22 protein-coding genes, 1 tRNA gene and 2 pseudogenes are annotated in these 19,436 nt (G+C 59.9%); 13 read left to right on the top strand and 12 right to left on the bottom strand.

All coding sequences use genetic code 11. The features are described from left to right. Positions 1 to 45 precede the first annotated feature (45 nt). On the top strand, positions 46 to 426 hold the full coding sequence (locus QSV46_RS36915) for a hypothetical protein (RefSeq protein WP_314963448.1): 381 nt from the start codon (positions 46 to 48) through the stop codon (positions 424 to 426). Here the strand turns inward: QSV46_RS36915 and QSV46_RS36910 are convergent. Then, complete coding sequence (locus tag QSV46_RS36910; RefSeq protein WP_409997260.1) at positions 386 to 2,002, bottom strand: beta-(1-6) glucans synthase; 1,617 nt, start codon at positions 2,000 to 2,002, stop codon at positions 386 to 388. The two genes, QSV46_RS36915 and QSV46_RS36910, sit on opposite strands and share 41 nt — an antisense overlap. Before the next feature lie 269 nt (positions 2,003 to 2,271). Here QSV46_RS36910 and QSV46_RS36905 point away from each other — a divergent pair, with 269 nt between their 5' ends. The 3 genes from QSV46_RS36905 (at position 2,272) to QSV46_RS36895 (ending at position 6,147) form a co-directional block, all read left to right on the top strand. Further along, positions 2,272 to 2,865 (top strand): beta-1-3, beta-1-6-glucan biosynthesis protein, encoded by a 594-nt coding sequence (locus QSV46_RS36905; RefSeq protein ID WP_314963442.1) that lies wholly within the window; start codon positions 2,272 to 2,274, stop codon positions 2,863 to 2,865. A gap of 213 nt (positions 2,866 to 3,078) precedes the next feature. After that, on the top strand, positions 3,079 to 5,745 hold the full coding sequence (locus QSV46_RS36900; RefSeq protein ID WP_314963440.1) for a glycosyltransferase: 2,667 nt from the start codon (positions 3,079 to 3,081) through the stop codon (positions 5,743 to 5,745). A 326-nt stretch (positions 5,746 to 6,071) separates the two neighbouring features. Next, positions 6,072 to 6,147: transfer RNA gene (locus QSV46_RS36895), tRNA-Lys, on the top strand. 56 nt (positions 6,148 to 6,203) lie between these two features. Here the strand turns inward: QSV46_RS36895 and QSV46_RS36890 are convergent. From QSV46_RS36890 to QSV46_RS36875, 4 genes and pseudogenes are all read right to left on the bottom strand, one after another. Next, the gene (locus QSV46_RS36890) at positions 6,204 to 7,070 is read right to left on the bottom strand and encodes a hypothetical protein (protein ID WP_314963437.1); all 867 of its coding nucleotides are present in this window, start codon (positions 7,068 to 7,070) and stop codon (positions 6,204 to 6,206) included. A 330-nt stretch (positions 7,071 to 7,400) separates the two neighbouring features. Next, positions 7,401 to 7,568: a hypothetical protein gene (locus tag QSV46_RS36885; RefSeq protein WP_314963434.1), complete on the bottom strand. Its 168-nt coding sequence runs from the start codon at positions 7,566 to 7,568 to the stop codon at positions 7,401 to 7,403. 660 nt (positions 7,569 to 8,228) lie between these two features. Beyond that, a pseudogene (locus tag QSV46_RS36880) lies at positions 8,229 to 8,404 on the bottom strand (transposase domain-containing protein); the annotation flags it as partial. Between the two features lie 160 nt (positions 8,405 to 8,564). Next, positions 8,565 to 8,819, bottom strand: a complete 255-nt coding sequence (locus QSV46_RS36875; protein ID WP_314963431.1) for a hypothetical protein — start codon at positions 8,817 to 8,819, stop codon at positions 8,565 to 8,567. Positions 8,820 to 8,885: 66 nt separating this feature from the next. On the opposite strand from QSV46_RS36875, the gene QSV46_RS36870 reads away from it, so the two are divergent. From QSV46_RS36870 to QSV46_RS36845, 6 genes are all read left to right on the top strand, one after another. Beyond that, complete coding sequence (locus QSV46_RS36870; RefSeq protein WP_314963429.1) at positions 8,886 to 9,272, top strand: hypothetical protein; 387 nt, start codon at positions 8,886 to 8,888, stop codon at positions 9,270 to 9,272. Positions 9,273 to 9,286: 14 nt separating this feature from the next. Then, complete coding sequence (locus QSV46_RS36865) at positions 9,287 to 9,607, top strand: hypothetical protein (RefSeq protein ID WP_314963426.1); 321 nt, start codon at positions 9,287 to 9,289, stop codon at positions 9,605 to 9,607. 54 nt (positions 9,608 to 9,661) lie between these two features. After that, on the top strand, positions 9,662 to 11,140 hold the full coding sequence (locus QSV46_RS36860; protein ID WP_314963423.1) for a hypothetical protein: 1,479 nt from the start codon (positions 9,662 to 9,664) through the stop codon (positions 11,138 to 11,140). Positions 11,141 to 11,257: 117 nt separating this feature from the next. Beyond that, the gene (locus QSV46_RS36855; protein WP_314963420.1) at positions 11,258 to 11,758 is read left to right on the top strand and encodes a hypothetical protein; all 501 of its coding nucleotides are present in this window, start codon (positions 11,258 to 11,260) and stop codon (positions 11,756 to 11,758) included. A 201-nt stretch (positions 11,759 to 11,959) separates the two neighbouring features. After that, positions 11,960 to 12,709, top strand: coding sequence for a hypothetical protein (locus QSV46_RS36850; protein ID WP_314963419.1), 750 nt, complete (start codon positions 11,960 to 11,962; stop codon positions 12,707 to 12,709). A gap of 3 nt (positions 12,710 to 12,712) precedes the next feature. Then, positions 12,713 to 13,297 carry a hypothetical protein gene (locus QSV46_RS36845; protein ID WP_314963416.1) on the top strand — a complete coding sequence of 195 codons (585 nt, stop codon included), beginning with the start codon at positions 12,713 to 12,715 and terminating at the stop codon, positions 13,295 to 13,297. 35 nt (positions 13,298 to 13,332) lie between these two features. Here QSV46_RS36845 and QSV46_RS36840 read toward each other — a convergent pair whose 3' ends face one another. Beyond that, positions 13,333 to 13,557: a DUF6894 family protein gene (locus QSV46_RS36840; RefSeq protein WP_314963415.1), complete on the bottom strand. Its 225-nt coding sequence runs from the start codon at positions 13,555 to 13,557 to the stop codon at positions 13,333 to 13,335. 29 nt (positions 13,558 to 13,586) lie between these two features. Between QSV46_RS36840 and QSV46_RS41525 the strand changes: the two genes are divergently transcribed. Further along, entirely contained in the window at positions 13,587 to 13,955 is a 369-nt protein-coding gene (locus QSV46_RS41525; RefSeq protein ID WP_409997259.1) for a helix-turn-helix domain-containing protein, read from the top strand. Between the two features lie 84 nt (positions 13,956 to 14,039). Here QSV46_RS41525 and QSV46_RS36835 read toward each other — a convergent pair whose 3' ends face one another. Next, positions 14,040 to 14,534, bottom strand: coding sequence for a DUF4142 domain-containing protein (locus tag QSV46_RS36835; RefSeq protein WP_314963414.1), 495 nt, complete (start codon positions 14,532 to 14,534; stop codon positions 14,040 to 14,042). Positions 14,535 to 15,058: 524 nt separating this feature from the next. Here QSV46_RS36835 and QSV46_RS36830 point away from each other — a divergent pair. Then, positions 15,059 to 15,268 (top strand): hypothetical protein, encoded by a 210-nt coding sequence (locus tag QSV46_RS36830; RefSeq protein WP_314963413.1) that lies wholly within the window; start codon positions 15,059 to 15,061, stop codon positions 15,266 to 15,268. 183 nt (positions 15,269 to 15,451) lie between these two features. On the opposite strand, the gene QSV46_RS36825 is transcribed toward QSV46_RS36830, so the two are convergent. Together QSV46_RS36825 and QSV46_RS36820 are read right to left on the bottom strand one after the other, a co-directional pair. Then, positions 15,452 to 15,628 carry a hypothetical protein gene (locus QSV46_RS36825; protein WP_314963410.1) on the bottom strand — a complete coding sequence of 59 codons (177 nt, stop codon included), beginning with the start codon at positions 15,626 to 15,628 and terminating at the stop codon, positions 15,452 to 15,454. Then, complete coding sequence (locus tag QSV46_RS36820; RefSeq protein WP_314963407.1) at positions 15,628 to 16,311, bottom strand: recombinase family protein; 684 nt, start codon at positions 16,309 to 16,311, stop codon at positions 15,628 to 15,630. Before QSV46_RS36820 ends, QSV46_RS36825 begins: the two co-directional genes overlap by 1 nt. A gap of 440 nt (positions 16,312 to 16,751) precedes the next feature. Here QSV46_RS36820 and QSV46_RS41520 point away from each other — a divergent pair. Continuing rightward, positions 16,752 to 16,959: pseudogene (locus tag QSV46_RS41520) on the top strand (IS3 family transposase); the annotation flags it as partial. A gap of 143 nt (positions 16,960 to 17,102) precedes the next feature. Here QSV46_RS41520 and QSV46_RS36815 read toward each other — a convergent pair. From QSV46_RS36815 to QSV46_RS36805, 3 genes are read right to left on the bottom strand one after another with little or no spacing between them, the layout of a single operon-like run. Next, the gene (locus QSV46_RS36815; protein WP_314963405.1) at positions 17,103 to 17,669 is read right to left on the bottom strand and encodes a hypothetical protein; all 567 of its coding nucleotides are present in this window, start codon (positions 17,667 to 17,669) and stop codon (positions 17,103 to 17,105) included. A gap of 23 nt (positions 17,670 to 17,692) precedes the next feature. After that, positions 17,693 to 18,118, bottom strand: a complete 426-nt coding sequence (locus QSV46_RS36810; RefSeq protein WP_314963403.1) for a hypothetical protein — start codon at positions 18,116 to 18,118, stop codon at positions 17,693 to 17,695. After that, positions 18,115 to 18,798 (bottom strand): hypothetical protein, encoded by a 684-nt coding sequence (locus QSV46_RS36805; protein ID WP_314963401.1) that lies wholly within the window; start codon positions 18,796 to 18,798, stop codon positions 18,115 to 18,117. Before QSV46_RS36805 ends, QSV46_RS36810 begins: the two co-directional genes overlap by 4 nt. Between the last annotated feature and the right edge of the window lie 638 nt (positions 18,799 to 19,436).

Raw genomic sequence — 19,436 nt, 5'->3', positions numbered from 1 at the left:
GCCTCCCCTGTTGCTCCTTCCTGCCATCCCGACCATATTGCGCCCATGACAAAAAAGCCCTTCCGCCTCACGCCCTACCAGGTGCAGTTCCTGATCGTCGTCGGCTTCGCGTCGGTCGGCTATGCGATTTATCTGCGTTATCTCGGCATCGAGAATTCGACCGTCGGGCTCGCCTGCGATGCCGGCTTGCAGACGCTGATGTGCAAGGCACGCTCGGTCTCGACCGTGCTGTTCAAGAATTCGGTGTTCGGCATCGTCGCGCTGGTGGTTGCGACATTGAACCTGATGCGGCCGTCGATCGTGCTGCTCACCGTCGGCATCATCGCCGCCGGCCTCGGCATCGTGCTCTACAATGTCGTGCTGTCGGGCCTTGCGATCGGCCTGCTCATTCTCGGATTTGCTCGGCCCGCGCCCGCCACAGCGTGAAGGCGAACAGGAAATAGATCGCGCAGGTCCACAGCGACTGCCAGTTGTCGCGGCCCTCGTTGATGAGGACATAGGCCGCCGACAGCGTCAGCACACCGGCGAATACCGACTCCGCGATCGGACGCTGGCCGATCTGCGGGCGGTTCAGCATCAGCATCGCGAACGGCACCACCGCCATCGTCAGTGAGGCGTAGGGGAAGTCGTGGTAGCGCGGGTCGAACACGAAGCCGAGCGCGGTCTGCGCCGCAATCACCGCTGTCACGGCCAGCGTCAAACAGAGCACGGCGGTGAGCTTCGACCATTTCCGCCCCTCGCGCGGGCCAAGCAGATCGAGGAAGGTCGGAAGGCTGCGGCCGATCACCATCGCCTGCGCGCAGAAGATCGGCGAGAGAATGCCGGCGAGCAGCAGCGCGCCCCAGAGCAGCCAGCCGCCGATGCCGTAGCTTTCATAGTACATCTTGTCGGCGCCGATCCCGAGCAGGATGCCCGCTGACGTCGCCGAGATGGCGACACCGAGCCAGGCCGAGAAGCGCGGCGTCCACGGCCGTCTGCGCAGCGTGAGGCCGGCGACCGCGAACACCAGCACGCAGAGGCCCATGCCCGCGCCCATGTACCATTTCCAGTACGGGAAATTGCTGATCGGCTGGCCCGGGGGATATTTCAGGTTCCGGCGTACGGAGTCATAGAGGCCCCAATAGCCGCCGACGGTGCCTTCCAGCTGGCGCTTCCACGGCTGGTCGTAGGACTCGATCAGGTTGACGCGGAACTTGTTCGCTTTCGCAAGGCCCAGGATTTCCGAGACCACGCGCGCCTGGTTGGTGCGCGATGGTAGCGCGCCGTCGCGCATGCGTCCTTCGCTCGGCCAGCCGGTCTCGCCGATCAGGATCTCCTTGCCGGGGAACGCCACCGCCATCCGCTCGCGGATCGCCTCGACATGGCTTGCTGCGAATTTCGCGCGGACCGGAATGTCTTCCCAATAGGGCAAGATGTGGATCGTGACGAAGTCGACGGCGTCATAGATCTCGCGATTCCTGAGCCAGTACTCCCAGACATCGGCATAGGTGACGGGTACGCTGACCTGCGCCTTCACCGAGCGGATGATGGAGACGAGATCCGCGGTGGTCATCTCGCCGCGCAACAGCACTTCGTTGCCGACGACGAGGCTGGTGACGATGCCGGGGAAATCCCTGGAGAGGCGGACGGCGAGCGCAGCCTGCTCGAAATTCTTGCTGCGATTGCTGGAGAGCCAGATGCCCTGGAGCACCTTCAGCCCGCCGACCTTGGCGGCAATCGCCGGCACCTGGTCGAGCCCGTTCTCCATCGAATAGGTGCGGACGCAGTCGGTGATCTCCTTGAGCTGACGCAGGTCCTGCTCGATCTGGTCGGCCTCGATATGGGTCCACGCGTTCAGCGGCGTCTGCTCGCCGCGGAACGGCGCATAGGAGACGCATTGGACCTTGTCGGCGGGATCGATCGGAGCGCGTGTGAGTGTGATCGGCGTGGCGAGCCACCACCACACGGCAGCAATCGCACCCAGTGAAACGAGCAGGAGCGCCAATGGCGTACGAAGAGAAATCGGTTCCGTCCTCCGCGAAGGGCCGTCGATTACCTGCTCGCACGCCGTCTGCCAAGGGGGTGGCCGGCAGGGACCCCTCCGTCCCCCGAGGAATTTACCTGCGGCCGTTCGACAGAGGCCTAGGATCGTGACTTTGCTGGACAAAATTTGAGATTCAGGCCATGGACTCGGAAAGACTTTTCCGCCGCATTGGAGACCCATTTGGACGCCATCACCGGCACGTCCGCGGGATCCTGACGCGGGCGGTCAGCGGAAATATTGGGGAATTCATGCGGCAACGGGTGTTCGAGTCACGAAATGCGGTCCTGCGGCAGTTCGCCGCCACCTTGGCCGTCTGCTCCCTGGTCCTCATGGCAGGCGTTGCCGGAGCCTCCGCCCAGAGCGGCACCCCCGCCCCGGACCAGAGCAAGGCTGCCGCCCAACCCGCCGACGCCGCGGCCAAGGATGCTGCCCAGAACCAGCGCCGCACCGATGAATTTGCCGAAGCCGCCCAGGTCATCAACGGCCCGGCCGGCAATCCCGAATGCGTGTGGCTTGGCCGGCGCGTGGTGCGGCTGATGTGGCGGGATGATCTCGACACGGCGTTCCGGCATCTCGACCTCTACGACCGCTTCGGCTGCCCGGGCGGCCATATCCAGGCCGCCTTCCGCTGCCTGACCCGGTTTGGCGGCCAGATCGATCCCAAGGTCGCCGAGACCTTGGATAGTCGTGTGCACGCCTGCTGGATCAACCCGGCGTCCCAGCCGCAGCAGGCAGCGGCCGCGACCTCCCAGCCGACAGCTCCGACCACGGCAAATTCGCAGCCGCAGCCGCCTGCGAGCCCCTCGCCCGCGGCAAGCCCGACACCGGCGCCACAGAAATAGCCGCGATCGTTTCAGCTGCCGTTCAGGAACGATCGGCGATAGAAGCGGTTGGCACTGCCGCACATTCTGAACCGGTCAGCCCTCATAAGGTCATGAGGCCATGACAGTTGTGAAACCGCGCGGCAGAGGTATGTTCCATTTGCCGCGGACTTGGTCGGATCTCGGGGTCGGATCCGCTTCCCTGCCACCTCAGCCCCTTTTGGTTTAGCCGCGATGCGCGTTGTCGCCGCCGTTCTGTTGCTTGTGACCGCGCTCCACGCGGGCATCTGGGGAGTCATGCGCGACAGGGAACCTGCGCCGGACTTCAAGGGCCTGTTGCCGAGCGTGTCCTACGCCCCGTTCGAAGGCTCGGCCCACCCCGACATCGACAACATCCCGAGCGTGGAGAAAATCCGCGCCGACCTGAAGACGCTGTCGACGATGACGCGCGCGATCCGCCTCTATTCGTCCACCGGCGGCGTGGAGCTGGTGCCGCCGATCGCGGCCGAGTTCGGCCTCAAGGTCACGGTCGGTGCCTGGATCGACAAGGACAAGGACCGCAACGAGCGCGAGATCAAGGCCGCCGTCGAGCTCGCCCGCAAGAACAGCAACGTCGTCGGCGTTGTGGTCGGCAACGAGGTGATCTACCGCGGCGAGCAGAAGGTCGAAGACCTCATCGACATGATCAAGAAGGTGAAGGGCTCGGTCCGCGTGCCCGTCACGACCGGCGAGATCTGGAACATCTGGCGCGACAATCCCGACCTTGCGTCCAACGTCGACTTCATCGCCGCCCACGTGCTGCCGTACTGGGAAAACTTCCGCTCGGACCAGGCGGTCGATCAGGCCGTCGACCGCTACAATTTGCTGCGCAACCTGTTCCCGGGCAAGCGCATCGTGATCGCCGAGTTCGGCTGGCCGAGCCAGGGCTACAATTTGCGCAACGCCGACCCGGGTCAATTCCAGCAGGCGCTGACCTTGCGCAATTTCGTCAGCCGCGCCGATGCGATCGGCATGGAATACAACATCGTCGAAGCCATCGATCAGCCCTGGAAGTTCTTCGAAGGCGGCGTCGGACCGTACTGGGGCATCCTCAACGCCAGCCGCGAGCCGAAATTCGCCTGGACCGGCCCGGTGGAGAATCCCGATTACTGGAAGCTGATGGGTATCGCGCTGCTGGTCGGCGTCCTCTTGTCGCTGCCGATCCTACGGCTGCAGCAGCCGACCGCGCGGCAGGCCTTCCTGCTGTCGGCGACCGCCAACGGCGTCGGCGCCTGGGCCGCCACCGTGTTCGCATTCTGGAACGGGCACTATTTCATCTTCGGCTCGGCCTTCGCGCTCACGCTCGGCATGATCCTGCTCGTTCCTCTCGTGCTCATCGCGATGGCGCGCATCGACGAGATCGCAGCGGTCGCGTTCGGCCGGCCGCCGCAGCGGCTGCTCTCCAAGGGCAAGCCGGTCGAGAACGTTCCGGAGAACTACTACCCGAAGGTCTCGATCCACATCCCCGCGTACTTCGAGCCGGTCGAGATGCTTAAGCAGACGCTCGATGCGCTGTCGCGGCTGAACTATCCGAACTACGAATGCGTCGTCATCATCAACAACACGCCCGATCCCGCCTTCTGGCAGCCGATCCAGGACCATTGCCGCACGCTCGGTGAACGCTTCAAGTTCATCAACGCCGAGAAGGTGCAGGGCTTCAAGGCCGGCGCGCTGCGCATCGCGATGGACCGCACCGCCGCGGATGCCGAGATCATCGGCATCCTCGATGCCGACTATGTCGTCGATCCCGACTGGCTGAAGGACCTGGTGCCGGCTTTCGCCGACCCCAGCGTCGGCCTGGTGCAGGCGCCGCAGGAGCATCGCGACGGCGACCTATCGATCATGCACTACATCATGAACGGCGAATATGCCGGCTTCTTCGACATCGGCATGGTCCAGCGCAACGAGCTCAACGCCGTCATCGTGCACGGCACGATGTGCCTGATCCGCCGCGCCGCGATGGACATGGCCGGCGGCTGGTCGTCCGACACGATCTGCGAAGACTCCGATCTCGGCCTCGCGATCCAGGAGCTCGGCTGGACCACCCATTACACCCGCCATCGCTACGGCCAGGGTCTGCTCCCCGACACCTACGAGGCCTTCAAGAAGCAGCGTCACCGCTGGGCTTATGGCGGCCTCCAGATCGTGAAGAAGCATTGGCGGCAATTCCTGCCCGGCCGCAGCCGGCTGACGCCCGATCAGAAGCGTGAATACGGTTTGGGCTGGCTGAACTGGCTGGGCGCCGAAAGCCTCGGCGTGGTCGTGGCGCTGCTCAACCTCGTCTGGGTGCCGATCGTCGCCTTTGCCGATATCGCCATCCCCGACAAAATCCTGACGCTGCCGATCATCGGCGCCTTCATCGTCTCGCTCGTGCACTTCCTGTCGATGTACCGCGCGCGCGTCGCGATCAAACCCGGCCAGATGCTGGGCGCGATGATCGCCGCGATGAGCGTGCAATGGACGGTGTCGCGCGCGGTCGCGCAGGGACTGATCACCGAGCACATCGCGTTCGCGCGCACCTCCAAGGGCGGCCTGTCCCGGATGTCGATCGAGTTCCAGGCGTTCTGGGAGGCCGTGATCGGCGCCCTGCTCCTGATCGGCGCCGGCGTGCTGGTCGCCTCCAACAGTTTCAGGCAGATCACCGAGATCTACATCTTCGCCGGCGTGCTGGTGCTGCAAAGTCTGCCGTTCCTCGCCGCAGTGGCGATCGCCATCCTCGAGCTCAGCCGCATCAACTCGTTCCAGTTCTGGCGCGACAGCGCGATCCGCTCCGCCGAGCTGATCGGCTTGCGCCCCGTCGCCCTGCCTCCTGTCGGCGCGCCGCAGCCGGTGCCAAACGAGGTCCGGCGGGAGACGAACTGACGACCCACGGCCCTCCGGCGCGGGCAAGACGTCCGCGCCAACACGCCTCCAGCACGGTTCGGCGTGGATAGCGCCCCGCCAATCGGGTTGAACATTCCGGCTTAAACTGCGGATACCGCGACAAAATCCCCGCTCCTGCCAACAGTTTCGGCACCCACCCGCGCTATTGACCTCGGCGCCCCATCCCCCTACACAGCGCGGGCCGAAAGCGTGATCCGGAAACGGCCGGTTTTCCCCGCGACGCAAGTTTGAGCGCAGCGGCAAGACATGCTTCTCGAATGTCCGAAGACGATGGCAATCTCGTTAGCAGCCATCAGCGGCCATGGGAGCGCGTAGCTCAGCCGGTAGAGCACGTGACTTTTAATCACGGGGTCCTGGGTTCGAGCCCCAGCGCGCTCACCATAAAATCAATCACTTAGCAGCTATCCAGCGTGTCATTCCGACACGATGTCATCTGCTCATTCCGACCTTTGCCCACCTTTCGTTCTGGCGTTTAGTCGTAGTCGTGCTCCGACGCGGCGCTGCTGTGTCGATGCCTGGGCGTACCTCAGCAGTGCTGCGTTGGTCTTGTGTCCGCTCAGCGCGCGCATCTGCGCATCGCTCAGATTCGCGTCGGCGCCCTCAGTGTTGCCACCGTGGCGCAAGCCCATGAATTTAATTTCCGGGTCGATCCCCGCCGCGATTTTGATCTTCGCTACATGTCGAAGGAAGTGGCGCTTTTTCCAGGGCAGGCGGACCTTTTTGAACCTGTCGACGGCTTCGCGGGTCACAATTAGCGTTCCGTGGCGATCGCTGGCGTCCAGCCGTTCCATGAGGTCAGGCCACAGGACGGTCCCGTCGTCGTCGTATAGCGGCAGGTCGACCACCTCACCCGTTTTGTGGTGGATGATCCGCGCCACGTGCGGTGCATCGGACGGGCGATAGTGCGACCATGCGAACCGTCCGATTATATCGATTTCCCGCTGCAACCAGAAGAAGGCGATCATTGCGGCGGTGCCGATCGACCGTTCGCCCGCCGCATCTCCGGCAGCAACGAATTTCTGCAAGTCCTCGTACTGGAACAGCCGAGTCGTCTTCGCTTTATAGGCCAGGTCCATCATCCGGAACGGATTGTCTAAAGGCACCATCTTGGGTTCGGAGCGGCGGGCTACATTCCAAGCACGCTTGCATACTGTCATGGTGAGCACCGCAGTGCGGATTCGCTGGCCCCCCTTCGCCTTGATGCTACAATTGATCACGCCTGGCGCGGCCGACAAGTTGTATGAGCGGGTGAAGGTGAACCCCAGCCGAACCAAGACTGCAACTCTTTCTTGCTTGCCGGTCATGCTCTTACTCGCTTGAAGAACGTCCTGGATTGCAGACTGATATAATTATGAAAGAAATGTCAATAAGGCCTTGATTTCACAAGTAAACCTGCGGCTTACAGTGGATGGTTACGCCCTCACCTTTTGACAACCACGACCGATAGTGTGGGTTGAGAATTTCATCGCAGCGGTGCTTGGCCTTGCCGTAGTCGGTCCCCAGGGCTTCGGGGAGCACTGGGCAGTCCGCCTTGCGAGCGCGGGTCGGGGGCGCCCAGTAATAAGCCGTGGCGCCGCTAGAGAGCCGCTTCGCCGTCATCAGATCAGGCCAACCTATCGGCTTGCGCTTTGGCATCAGATCAAGTCCACCACGTCTTCAGCCAAGTGCAGCCCTTCCGGTTGTAGCCCGTGTCGCCGGGCAACGTCACGGTCGAGTTTCGAGCGGTGCCATTTCGGCAGCGCCCCCTTGGCGCGCGTTGGCTCCGAATAAAAATTAGGTATCTTTCTCAGAAATGCTTCCACGCTAGGCTCATCGACATAGGCAGCCGCAGTTTCGGCCCTCATTTCTAGCGGCCAAGCTCCAGGATTGGCGACCGGACGTGACATACTATTCCGTCGCCCCCCGGGCCCTTTCGGCGTTCATCTCTAGACGCCGACGGTCCTGCCGTCCTTCAACGACAACGACGATACTAAATTGAGCTTGTGATCGTAGCTGCTTCGCGTGTCCGCCGGCAGTTTTGTGTATTTCGGAGAGTTCTTGTAAGTCGCGACCATCCCCAATCGAAGGTGCCGCGGATTGCTCGTTGGGCTCCGGATTCGACGAATAAGACGCAAAAGTTCTGAGTTCAGGCTGGCGTCGTTGCACCGTGCCCTTTCGGCGATCCAATTTTTCGCATCGACAGGCAAGCCTTTGAATTCGTGCGCGAGATGCCCACCAACTTTATTGAACGTGAAACGATCGCCTAGGCGTCCAGGGCTCGGGGACATGAAAAGATGGGCAGAATTCTCTCAAACCAATCGCCCCGCGAGCACGTTCGAGATGTGCGCGCAGTGAGCGCTATGCAGAAACGGCAAGGATTTTCTGTGAGATCCCGAAGTCGCATAGCCAATCCTCATCTTCACTGAGGTCCTCCGCGACCTTAGTGATCGTGGTGACGTGCTGGATCTTGTTGTCGTGGCTAGTCATGCGGCTCGAGCGGAGAACGCTGATGCTGGCATCCAAGTCCAGGGCACAAGTTCGTCGAGCCGATGAGCCGGATGAGTGGCCATGCGAGCAAGGACATCGGCCAGCCAAGCTGCGGATCGGCGCCGTGCATTTTAGCTGTCACGACCTGGCTGTACATGGAAGCGGCGCGCCGTTCCTTCTTTCCAGCAGCGAACGCCAACTGCGCAAGTCAGGAGTGGTGGTGGATGATGCAAAGGCGTTACAGCGCCCGCTAACGGATGACGCCCTCAAGATCGTCGCGCGCGGCGCTGACAAGGAAGACACGGTGGCTCCCTGACCACGAGATGAAGTCTTCAGCCCGAGCATTCCGGAACGATCATCGATACCGGCGCTTGGGAGAGGAAATGACGGACAGGCGCATCGTTCTGTTTCCTGGGATGATCAAGCCGCTGCGGCTGGCTCGTGTCTACGGGTTCTTGGTCCAGCGCGGAGAGGGCCTCTACCATCCAGGTGGCGACCAGCCGATATGCACGATGTTTCTGGCGCGGAAGATGTACCATCAACCTCGCGGCCGTCTCGTCCCGGATCGTGTAAACGGCTGCTCCCATGCTCGCCTCCGCACAGCGCAGGATTGCGCTGCGCAATGCAGCGCCTGAGTCGCGGCGGGTCAAAGGATGATTGGTGGCAATCCACCGCTTGTTGGCGTAATGGCCCTTGCGCTCTCGTTTTGGTTGCGGTTCTATGGCCTGATGGGGCTATTTCAACGCAAAGAAAAATGGGAGCGCACGTTTAGGCTTTGTGCCAATCACGGCGTCTCAAAGGGGCTTCTTGTCGTACTGTTTTGGCTCTGGGGTATCGTCGGACTGTTGTTCAACGCCGGGACGTTATTCGGTCTCACCGGCTCAATCGGTGTTGGCACCTCCGCGCTTCTTGCTGCCTCCGCATTGATCTGGATAGGCGGCATGGTGCTGTTCGGTATAGGCGCCCTATTCGCTCATACAGATTTCGATGGCGAGCGACCGATGGCAGAAAGCTACGGCGATGTCCGTGTCAGTCAATAGACCGGGCACCCGAAATGAAGATCGCGATCTTATCTGCCACGCTCGCATTCGCTCCCGTTTCGTCCGTATTCGCGACCGAAGCCGATTTCAGCAGCGGCAACTACATGCTCCAACATTGCGAACACTACATAGTCAGGACTGCACAATTTGACGTTTGGGACGGTGAGTGCGGCGGCACGATCGCAACGCTCATTTTCCTGGGCAACGCGCTTCCCGAAGGCTTCAAAACCTGTCCTCCCAAGGGCCACACTAAAGAGCAGGCTGCTCGAGTTGTCGTTACTTTCATGCAAAACAATCCGCAGCTTCTCAACGAGCCATTCGAATGTTGGCGATGACCGCTCTCAGTCAGGCTTGGCCTTGCAAATAGCCATTTTATCAGGTGAATCGTAATGCACGAGGCTGTTCTCACAGAAATCAACGAGTGGGCGGTAAGCGTAGAAGTTCGAACAAATGAATTGCGCGAGACTCATAGGGTATTTGCTTCCGAAAATCGCGTACTCCCAGTTGACGGCATTTTGCCCAGCGCTGATTTTGATCTTGCGACATTCTTTGGCGCTGCCTCGGCGCTGGCGGCCATGACAACGAAAGTTACTGTCAAGGACGGCGGCGCCTTCGTTCCGAAGGCATACTTGGAAGCGCTCAGGGATCGTCTCAAAGAATTCGACTCTGCCCTCGAAAGCGCAAACTCGCAATTCCGGGCTGTCGCCGATCAGGGCGGCTTCGCGTCCTTTGACGAAGCCAATTTTATCACAACGACAAAGGCTGGCAACGCCATCAACTTTGCGAAGCCGATCCGGAATGCTTTCGCCAGGATGGATGCGGCTTACGCGGCCTGGTATCAACTTCGGCTCGTGGTGCGAACCCCACAGCTAAAGGAACTGTCCAGCATCCTGCGCTTGGGAGAAGTACAAACAGGCAAGATTTCTGACCTGGCAGACACAGCGGCACAATCTACCGATGGAATCAAGTCGATAAGCGAGGAAATCATTAAGTGGCACGAGAGCGCTGACGAAAGTCTCTTAGAGATCAACCGCATACTCAAGGCTGTGCAAAGCGAGCGCAAATCGATCGACGAGAACGCTGCGACCGCAACAGCAAAACTAGCTGAGCTAACTGCGGTAGAAGACAGCGCAGCAGAGATCTCGGCGTCCATCAAGGCGCACAAATCATCCTTCGATCAATTCGACGACGAGACCAAGCTCCGCACGGCGGTTTTCGCGACCCAAAAGAGCCAATACGAGGAGCTAAAGGGCGAACTCACTGAGGCGAAGGAAAGAGCGAGCGCCTTACTTGACGATTCGGAAAATTTGCTGCGAGGCGCAACAAATGCGGGTCTGGCGGCCAGCTTCTCGCGATTGCAGAAAACAATTGGGAGAGAGTTACTCTTCGCTCGCTGGTCTTTTTACCTAAGCATCACCCTGCTCGTCTTCCTAACACTCCCCATTGCCATCTACGTATTCCCTGGGCTGCAGATCCTTTTGAAGCAGATCACCGGATTGTCATTCGATCCGCTGTTGCCAAAGAGCTTGGCCGACCACTCGTCCTTTGAGACAATCGCACAAATCGCCGCACGAGCACTGCTGCTCGTCCCAGGCATATGGCTGGTGCGATTTACGGCGGCGCGGCACGAGCGGCTCTTTCGTCTAAGGGAGCACTACGCCTTCAAGTATTCGGTCGCTTCATCGGTTGAGGGTTTTAAGCAGCAAGCGCCCGAGATGAAGGACGCAATAGCAGCCGCGGCGTTCTTTGAGCTGACATTCAACCCGGCCACCCGAATGGACGCTGGCTCTAGCGAGGCCCGTTACCCAAATCCGATCATGGAGTGGGTGATGCAAAAGCTGCAAAAGAAACCGGACGAGCCGCATTGATGAACGCGCTAGCACAACCGACTTTTTGTGGGACTCCAGTGGCCTTGGTCGTGCTCTCGTTGCGTTTACCGAATTTACAATGGCGATTACGAGCCCATTAACCGCAGGGACTATAGCTTGGACATACTCTACGAGATTGCCAAGGCCGTCGGTGCCGCTTCCGGATTGCTGGCTATCAGCCTCTTGCTTTGGGATCGTTACGTTAAACACGTCCCTGTGGCTGTCATCGTCGCAAGACCGCTCATGGCAGGCAGCCGTCAGATAGTCCCATTCCTGCATCTCAAGAATGCCAGTGATCGACCCATTTTGGTTTCCTGGAAGGACGGAGACCACAGAAAAATGCGCGTCGCCAAAGGGCAATCGGTAGAAGGCGTGCTTCAAACCATGTTCGATGGCGATACGACCATCTCGCTAGGCGCCGGTGGCGAGGCCCTACTCCCAATCTTCAAACCTCGTGATTACGACCAAATCAGCCCAGAAAACCAAATAGAGCTTTGTCTGCGTTGGAAATTTGCGCAGCCACGCATATGGAAAGTGGACCGATCGATCGTAGCATCAATCAGGAAGATCGATCTGGATCGACTCATTGAGGGCTACTATGAGCATGACGAAGGATAAGCAGGGAAAGTGACGAGACGACAACGTTCGCTGATGCTTCAGGCCAGGAGGGAGCGCGAACAACAGAAGGCAAGCCTTTGCAGATGCCGGTCTGGGCGGATCGCGGGCATCTGCTGCCTTTCCGGCAACCGCTGGCACAAGCCCCCCGCCTCTCTTCGGCTGCGGCTCCCGACATGTGCACCGCCGTTGGCTCGATGCTATATGCGAACGCTGGGCAACTGCGCAGCGCCAATATCGCGGGAGCATATCATCAGCGAGAGCGTCATCGAAATCTTGTCCGCAGGTGGTGAATTTACTGTCGGTGGCTTGCCATGGCTCCAGGCCGGGGAAACAAAAGCTCTGGCGCCCGGGAATCTCACAGCGAAATGCCTATGCAGGGGACACAACAGCGCCATCCATCCGCTCGATGACTGCGCGAAACTATTTTTTTCCGCCCTTAAAAGATGCCTGGAGAGGAACGAGCCGGAACAGCCGGTCCTGTTGTCAGGCCACGATTTGGAGCGTTGGTTACTTAAGACCCTGAAGGCGATGGCGGCGTCCGGAAATCTCGCGAGCGGCAGAGTAAAATTGCCGGACTTGTTTCAGCGCGACGTCGACGTCGTGAAGATGATCGATGATCAATCGACGTGGCCGGAGGCCACCGGATTGTACTTTGTTATGCGTCCGGGCAGCCGCTTCATCAATAACACAAGAATTCAGATTCAGCCCTGGTACGGCGACTCCGATCAGGAAATCGTCGGTCTATGGACGAGCTTTCTGGGATTAGAATTCGTGCTCATGATAGCCGCTCCAGTCGTTTCCAAGAGCCCGATTCTAGGTGAATGGCTATACAGACCAGGACGCATCGGAGTGACCACAGGAGGCATTCGTAACCTGATCGAATTGAGTTGGGCCGACCAACGCAAGCATCTGTCCATCAACGCCAGCTTTGATCGGTCACTTGTGAGATAGGCCTTGAAAACAGGAACAGCGCAGCATCAACTATCGATTGAACAGCGGCTCGATCGCCTTGGCCAGCATGTCGTGAGAGCGCGACTGTTTCTGGATCTCTGGTCCTACTTCGAACTGGATGACACCAGAAAGCATATCATTGAGACCATGCGGGACTACAATGAGTTTTTCCGGTTCACTCCGCACGCATATCTTCTCACCTACTGCATCTACATCGCAGGAGCCTTTGAAAAGAGGCGCGACACGATAAACTTTGGAGCTTTGATCCGAGCCATGACCGGCGCGGGTCATCTGCAGGGCTCGCAAGAAGAGGAGGTCGCGGCGCTCATGCTGACCGCCAAATCTGCAGCGGGGAAAGTGGCCATTCTACGCAACAACGCGTTCGCCCATCGAAGCAGCGTTGTTTCTTACAATGATGTTTTCGATCTAGCAAAGGTGTCTCCTGCCGAGTTGCGCGAGCTGACGGATGTCGCCCTAAAACTGTTCAATACAATGGCCGCGATCGGAGGAGTCACCAAACAGCAATTCACCGAGTTACCTACCAGAGACGCGAAGAGCATGATGGCGACACTGGCCAACAACAGCTAGGAAGTGAGGAACCGCTCCATAACGCTACCGGCTGCTCAGGGTTCTGTCTTGCAAACGCTATGCCGCGCGATCTCGGCACCGGAGGCATCAACCACGAGCACGACAGTGCCCGCCTCACGGTCATATTCGGGATCGCTGGCGATGTCCCGCGCGATGCGCTCGCCGTATTGGGCTGCTAGATCAGGCGAGCGAAATAGCTCCCCCACATCGTCCGCCTGTGTCTCGCCGTTGTGAAAAATCGGGAAGTGGTAACGTCGCATACCGCGGCCCTCGTCCTTAAGCCGCGATCATGCCCACGTGTTGGGACGGCCCGCACCTGTCAAAAACGACAGGCGCCCGCGAAGCGGATCACCGGAGCGCGCGTCACCTCCACCAACGGCATACGCATCGTTTACTATCTCGATGTACGATGACGCTCCGCAGTGCCTTTGCTGGCATGAATCAGATGTCCAACAATCGACAAGAGATCCGTCCGTGGTCGCCCGAAGAAGAAGCGCAACTACTTGCGCTATTCGACGAGGGCATGACTGCGACCGAGCTGGGCGAGCGCTTGGGTCGCAGTCGCCAGGCCGTGTACGGTCGGTTACAACGCTTCCGCAAGCAGCGAGGGCGAACAAGCCGAACGAGCGGACACGCCTTCGCGCAATGGGCTGGTTAACCCTGGGCCTGCGCCCGCCGCCTGAGCGGCGCGGGCAATTGGGCCTCGGGTTGGCGCCTATTGAGACCTCCGACCTCGCATCGATTACCGGCCAGCTTTCAACGATTTTGCCGTGTCCAGATGCTTTTGCAGCGTGTCTATCTGGCCGGAAGCATATTCGCCGGCAGCATCCTTGCTTTTTGACGCCTTCTTGTACTCGGCGATATCCTTCTGGTGATCTGCGACCATGTGGGATGCGAACATCTTGTCGAAGCGTTCGCCGGACATATTCGCCATCTTATCGAAATCGGCTTTTTGCTTCGCATTCGGCCCGCTTGGCGAGTTCATTCCTAATCCTTGGGCAGCATTTAAAGCCTTCTGATTGGCGGCCGCGTGGTCTGTGGAGAGCATTCTGCCGAACGACTTGACGGCATCGCTCTGGCCGTTCTGCTGCGCCAGCTCTCCCATGCTCACCTCAGCGAAATTGCCCTCGATTGCCTTCTGAAGGAACGCCTCGCTTTGCTTATCTTTCGCAGATGCGTTCGCAACTGAGATCGCCATCAAGGCTACTGTCCCAAGCGACACAAGCATTCTGTTCATCGGCGACTCCCTGGGGTTGTTTGCCGATGAACACTCAGATGCGGAAGAGGTTCCAATTGCGCATCCTGGGCAGTAACCTGGAGGTGATTGAAATCCGATTTACCTGTGGTATTCTAGGTCTTTACGCTGACTCTGTTTGCTCTGAAGCCGTCCTGATAGTGCTTTTTGTACTAGGGAGGACATTTCATGCGAGGCTCTCGCGCAATCCTTTATGCCCAACGACTTAGCGAACTCACTTTTCAACTCTCAGAATCAGACCTTCGAGGTTTAGTCGAAGAAGCAGAGCGCCGCGCCTGTGGTGCGTCTCGGTTGCGCTTGACACGTCTTGCTTCGCGCCGCCTTCGCAGTCGCGAACCGCGCGCCTTGGCAGTCCGCTTACGTCGCCTTGCGCGTCCAAGCAGGAACGCAGGCGCTATCTGTACGCCTGACAACGAAAACGAAGGCGAGTGGATTTTTCTGGAGCCATTCCCCGACGGATGGTGGGCTTCATCCTAAAGTCCGTTCGACTGAAGGGCCTCTCCCCAATGGACGAATTCGTGATGCTTCTGGCCGAGCTGGACCGGTGCAAGGCAGAATTCCAGCACCTGCAAAACGAACTAAATCTCGCAACTGGCGCCGGGCCGACCGATGTAGCAGCGCTTCAAGATACGGCACGCCGGATGAGCGGCATCGCAGCCCGTCTTGAGGCTGTGACGCGTGCGATCTCAAAAGGCACGGCCAGCGGAGTACATTGAGCACTCGCGCTCCCTTCCCTGCCGAAACGCTGCAAGTCCCTAGACCGGATCTCGGGCGCCTCACCCGACGCGCAGATTTTCCGCCGAGTCCTTGCCGCGCCTGTCGATCCAGATCATCTTGAGCAGCTTTGCCCGAAGTCCGAGCGCAACCTCGACCGGCTCGGGGTCGCAGCCGAGCAACGATCACGGTTCGCGATCCAGCGGATTGGCCCGGAATTTCGAGCGGCCGAGCGCTGCGGCAAGCGCGATCCTGGTCGCATGGTCATTTGGCGCGTGCATGCCCTGCCGGAAAAGTTGGATTGCCTTTAGCATTATGTGCGCACGGTGGCCGCGCTTGTTGCGTTTCAGGCGCGCAGGCATCAGGTCGGCTCGTCCACGCGCTCGATGATGCGCTTTACGCTTTTAGCGTCGAGCGCGGACAGACCATATTCGGTGACCCAGAGCTGAGCTATCGCGCGGAAGCTCGCTCCTTGCGACTTGAGTGCCCTTCCGCGAGCTAGCGCGGCCTGCTCGTTGTGATTAGGGACTAAACGCCTGTCCCTACCCTCACCTTCGACAACAAAACCGAAAGGCCTCTTGCCCCCGTTGAAAAGACGCTGAGAAGCTCTGTGTCGCTTGACGTCGCGGACCCGCTCGCGAATACGGTCGCGCTCGTTCTCGGCGACGGCCGACAAGATCGTAAAAACCAATTTGCTAATGCCATTCCCGGTAACATCACCACCGAGATCGATCATGTGGAGCGCGATCTTATCGGCCTTCAGCTGTTCGAGCGTGCCCAGGGCGTCAGCTGCAGACCTGAAAGCTCTGTCGAGCTTCGCCGTGATCACCACATCCCCTGGCTGAAGGCGCTCGAGAAGTCCGCGGCCTGCAACTCGCTCCGCGAGAGGTACCGATCCCGATACGCCGCTCTCAATAAAGAAGTCCTGGACGGACCACCCCTTCATCATGGCGTATCCGGTGATTTGCTGGCGCTGCGTATCCAGAGACAAGCCCCCGTTGGCCTGTTCGGCCGTGGAAACTCGGCAATATCCATAAACCGGCATGAACGACCTCGCGTGGCATTCCTAAAGCAATGCCACAATCCAGTCAATGCCACACGTTGGCATGTTTGTGGCGACGTGTTGCCTCCGGGCAGCGGAGGGCCTTCTGGCGGTGATGATCAGACAAATGGATCCATTGGCACTGCTCCGCGTTCTGTGCGCTGCCCCGCGCAGCATGCGGGTGGCGGTCGCGGAGCTGATGCCCCTCCTGCAGGCCACGATGCGGACGGGGTTTACACCCACACTTGGTGCCAATCCCGCTGCTGATTTTGTGTTCTAGAACTCGCGCGAAACTACTTCTCTTGCTGAAACGGAAAAGATTTTTGAGAATGCACAACTAGCCGCTTCGCCAACGTTACCACGAGCCCAGTGAGGCCTCTCGCGTGGCGCCGGGCGTCACCATTTGAGGCCACGTCCTTGAGCATGGCATTATCGAGCATCGGTACCGCCGTTTGCTCGTGCTAATGTGCCGCGAGGGCCTGACCATGATCCACAAAAAGTTCCTCCTTCTCTGCCTGAGGAACTGCTGCAAGGTCCGCCGAAGCAGCGGGCGCAAACGGGCGCTCGGCACAAGAAGGGCAATTCCGCAGGCACGAACCAGCGCTGCAGCCTCGACTTCGTGTCGAATGCGTTGTCGACGGCCGGCGCTTCCCCAGTGGCGGCGGTTTAGCCATTTTGAGCGGCCCTTTCCCGCTTTTGGCGGCCGTGCGCCGAAGGAAAGCACCACCACCGCTCCCAACGCGATTGGAGCAATGCCGATGACCTCGATCATGGCGCTGCGCTCAAGGTAGCGCTCAGAGGGCACTAATGACGCATTGCAGTAGGCTCACGACAACGGCCTTCGCAGCGGGAAGCCGGTAATAGATTTCATCGCGCGTCGCCTTGTCCAACGTGGGTGAAGCGCGACGACTATCAGCGTCTATGAATGCACTCATCCGTTCGTTCACCTCTCCGAGCCTCGACAGCACCACGACAAGGTGACGCGCCAAATCCTTGCCCGAGGCATTCTTGGCCGCATCGAGGTTGTCCAGTACGACTTGTGCATCATCGTGAAACTGCAACGCACGAAAGTACCGGCGATTGGCCACCGCGTTGTAGCGGGCGGAATTGCTCTGATCCAAGGCCTTTTGCGCTTCCGAATGGATGTACGCCGCTTCGTCGGGAGGAACCATCTCGACTAAATCCCGCAAGCCCACGACGTTCGTGCGGATCGCCCCAACGCGCTCCGAGGTATGTTGTTGATCACGGCATTTCGGATCGCCGATCGTCTGCGAAAAACAGGCTTCGCAACTAAGGCAGACCATGCCCGCAACGGCAAGCAGCCGACAAATGATTTGGGCGGCACCCGAGCTGCGCAACATGGCTATCCGTTTCCTTCTCACTTCTATTTCACGGCCAGAGTCACAAAACCGCCGGGCCGCCGGTTGATCGGCAGCTCGAACATCGAGCCTGGAGCGGCTGAGGCGATAAAGGTTTTCATTTCGGGCCAGCGCCATAGCAGGATCGAAGCGCATTGATGCAGCGGGGTTTTCTGATAGGCGGGCGCCAGCACGAAGCCTTTCAGTCCCGCCCTGATCCACGCGGCCCGCTCGGCTAGATTCTTGCGGATGCGGCCGTCGCCGGTGACGACAATCCAGTTGGCATTGTCGGCGCCAAGCTTGGTGATCCAGTCAACGTCTTTGGTGTCGTGCGCAAATCCGAAAGCGGACATGAACCGGACGTGGTGAGCTTGGTCCCCATCGGGCTGAATTAGAGCATTGAGGCTGCCCGCGAACACGGGCGAGGTGCAGTTATCAAAAAAGACCTTCAAGCGGCCTGCCGCAGTTCGAACGCTGCAGCCCGCCGGACGGATGCGACCGGCACCATGAAGCGCTTGGCGGCGAGCTGGGCCGAACCCTCGGTCTTCTCGGCCTGCGCGAGGATGCTGGTCGGGATGCCGCTGGAATCGTCGATCGGCTGGCCGAACTGGCGCTGGGGATCAATCACGATGCCCTTGGCGCGACCGAGCGGCCACCAGCGGGCCGCGATGTCGCCATCGAACTCCAGATTCTTGAGGCTCGGCTCGATCACCTTTTGCATCAGATACTGGCCGTGCTTGAAAAGGTCGATCAGCTTCTCGTCGCCGTCGTCGTCCATCACTTGCAGCACGATGGTCTTGCCGTCCGTGCGAAACTTGGCGTTGGCGAAAGGGTAATCCGAGGCGACGATCTTGGAACCGACCTCAATGGCGCGGCGCACCTTCTGCGGGCTCAGGCCCTCCTTGATGAAGGCCTCTGCGACGCGGAGCTGCACCAGATCCAGAAAGCTCAGGCAGAGCTGATCGATGTCGAATTGTTCGAGCTGGCTGTGCCAGAGCGCCGGGTAATCCTTGTCGCCGATCGTGTGGCCGGTGAGCCAGCGCCGGATACGAGCTACGGGCACATGCGTTAGCGCGGCCGCCTCGGCTGGCGAATATAGGCCCAATCCGACCAGAGAGAGGTCTCTTTTCACAGCCAGCGATTCCTTTGGTCTCGGACCAATCTATTGCCCATCGTTTAAGGCGCGGTCAACACTGGCGCGGTTAGGGTCTGGATCGCGCTGGGAGAGCCGCTGGTGCGTTGGGGCGGCTGGGACGCCCGGGGGCCCGCGCCAGGGAATTTCGCATGAGCGGGGCGGGCTGCGAGGTGGCCCCGCCGAGATTGCAGGCCGCCATCTCGGCGCAGGCCTGTCGATCGCCTCGCCCCGGGAGGCGTAACGCTCTCAGATCTTGAGGATCGGAGTCCGCCGTTGACCTGGGGGGCCACATCTAGGGCGTGAACCCATAAACATGGAGCGGACGGCGGACGTCCGCCTTGGTGCCGATAACGGACTCAAGTCGGACGTGGCCCCATGTCCGAAAAGGGCCATAACCAGACCTCAGGTTACGAAAGCGCATCTGATGCGGGCCCCTGCGGCCGTGAAGCAAGGTCCCACACCGGTTCGGTCTAAGTGGGAACTGCCTCGATGACTTGGAAGTGCGAGCCCGCGCGAGCTGTGCCGCGCATCTCAAATCCGGCCGTTCGGCATAGCGCGGAATACTCTTCGTAGCTCCGTTCCAGCGCGCCGAGCATGACGAGCATATTCAGGTCACTGAATTTCGAGATTAGTCC

It is taken from the genome of Bradyrhizobium cosmicum (genome assembly GCF_032290525.1).
In the GTDB taxonomy this organism is placed as follows: Bacteria; Pseudomonadota; Alphaproteobacteria; order Rhizobiales; family Xanthobacteraceae; genus Bradyrhizobium; species Bradyrhizobium cosmicum_A.
Note: the sequence above shows the minus strand (reverse complement) of the source record. Positions and strands in the feature narration are given on the sequence as shown.